Source organism: Bilophila sp. 4_1_30 (assembly GCF_000224655.1).
Lineage (GTDB): Bacteria > Desulfobacterota > Desulfovibrionia > Desulfovibrionales > Desulfovibrionaceae > Bilophila > Bilophila wadsworthia.
Genome location: NZ_JH114258.1, coordinates 1 through 1,219, shown reverse-complemented (window position 1 = coordinate 1,219; position 1,219 = coordinate 1). Strand labels below are relative to the sequence as shown.

The 1,219-nt window shown below is 60.9% G+C and carries 2 protein-coding genes; one reads left to right on the top strand and one right to left on the bottom strand.

The annotated features are described in order from the left end of the window. Positions 1 to 106: 106 nt before the first annotated feature. The gene (locus tag HMPREF0178_RS19985) at positions 107 to 520 is read left to right on the top strand and encodes a hypothetical protein (RefSeq protein ID WP_009369353.1); all 414 of its coding nucleotides are present in this window, start codon (positions 107 to 109) and stop codon (positions 518 to 520) included. A gap of 355 nt (positions 521 to 875) precedes the next feature. Here HMPREF0178_RS19985 and tnpA read toward each other — a convergent pair. Then, the coding region (gene tnpA, locus HMPREF0178_RS19980) for an IS200/IS605 family transposase (RefSeq protein WP_039959532.1) at positions 876 to 1,219 on the bottom strand (344 nt) is incomplete at its 5' end.

Here is a 1,219-nt window from a genome sequence, read left to right as displayed (position 1 = left end):
TGCCCGGAGTGCGCAAAACGCCTCCGCCGCCCCTAGCACGGGAAGCCCCGGTCCCGGGGCTTTTTTTGTCCCCGTCACGCTTCCTTAACAATCCAAGGAGGATGCCATGCATAACCCTTATGAGGCAGAACCGGCTGAGGAGCCCCGCGTATGCGCCACCTGCGCCCGGTATTTCGATTTCGACCGGATGTGCAACGTGCCCGAAGCGGTGGAAAAACTGTTGCGCGAGCGCTTCGGCATCGTGCTCGGCGGGTCTGAATTCACCGTCGAACCTGAAAAAATCACCGACTGCGCCGCATGGGTAAGTGCCCGGCTGATCGACCGGTACGCCCTCCTCCGGGCCAAGCAGGACGGAAAGGCCGCAGCACGGGCCGCCTCAGCCCCCGCCGCGAGGCATGTCGCGGATGCCTCATCGGGCTTCGGACGGGCGCGCCCCTATCCTCCGGGCGGACGCCGTACACCATACGGGCAGCCGGGCGGACAGCAAGGACAGCCGGGCGGCGCGCGGCCTATGGTCTAGCGCGGTTCCCGGCCAAATGAAGCGGAGCCCTTTTCACGTGGAGGACCGCTCCCGCTCCGAAATCCCCGCCCCGTTCCACGCAGGCCCGACGGCACGGGCAGGCCGCCATTCCCCTACGCGGCATCGGCTATGGACAGCCTGCCGTTCCAGCCGCCATGCCCCACGGCGGGCATTCATCAGGGCCAAGGGCGGGGAGTTTTTTCCGCCAGCCGCCGATGCCCCACGTCGGGCATACCGCACGCACAACAAAAAGGAACCCACCGGCCTAGCCGGTGGTTCTTCATATGCGCCTGTAAGGCTCTGTTACCAGCAGCGCCCTAACAGGCGCATAGCGAATCTGGCGTCGGCATTTCTGTTACTTGCGGCCCGTAAACGGGCTACCCGGGTAGGGAAGGCAAAGCTGCGTACCCAGTTTATCCTCTTCCAGCTGTTTCTTTATGTAATCCCTAATCTTCTCTTTGTTCTTGCCTACCGTATCCACGTAGTAGCCCCGGCACCAGAATTCACGATTGCGGTATTTGAACTTCAGATCGCCAAATCGTTTATACAGCATCAGGCTGCTTTTACCCTTCAGATACCCCATAAATCCAGACACGCTCATCTTGGGCGGTATCTCCAGCAGCATACTGTACATGATCGGGCAGCATTCCACTTCGAGAATTGTCACACCTTTCCATTCACAAAGCCTGCGCAATATCT

Coding starts and splice junctions, on each gene's coding strand:
- HMPREF0178_RS19985 (WP_009369353.1), top strand. CDS start 107: ATGCATAACCCTTATGAGGCAGAACCGGCTGAGGAGCCCCGCGTATGC.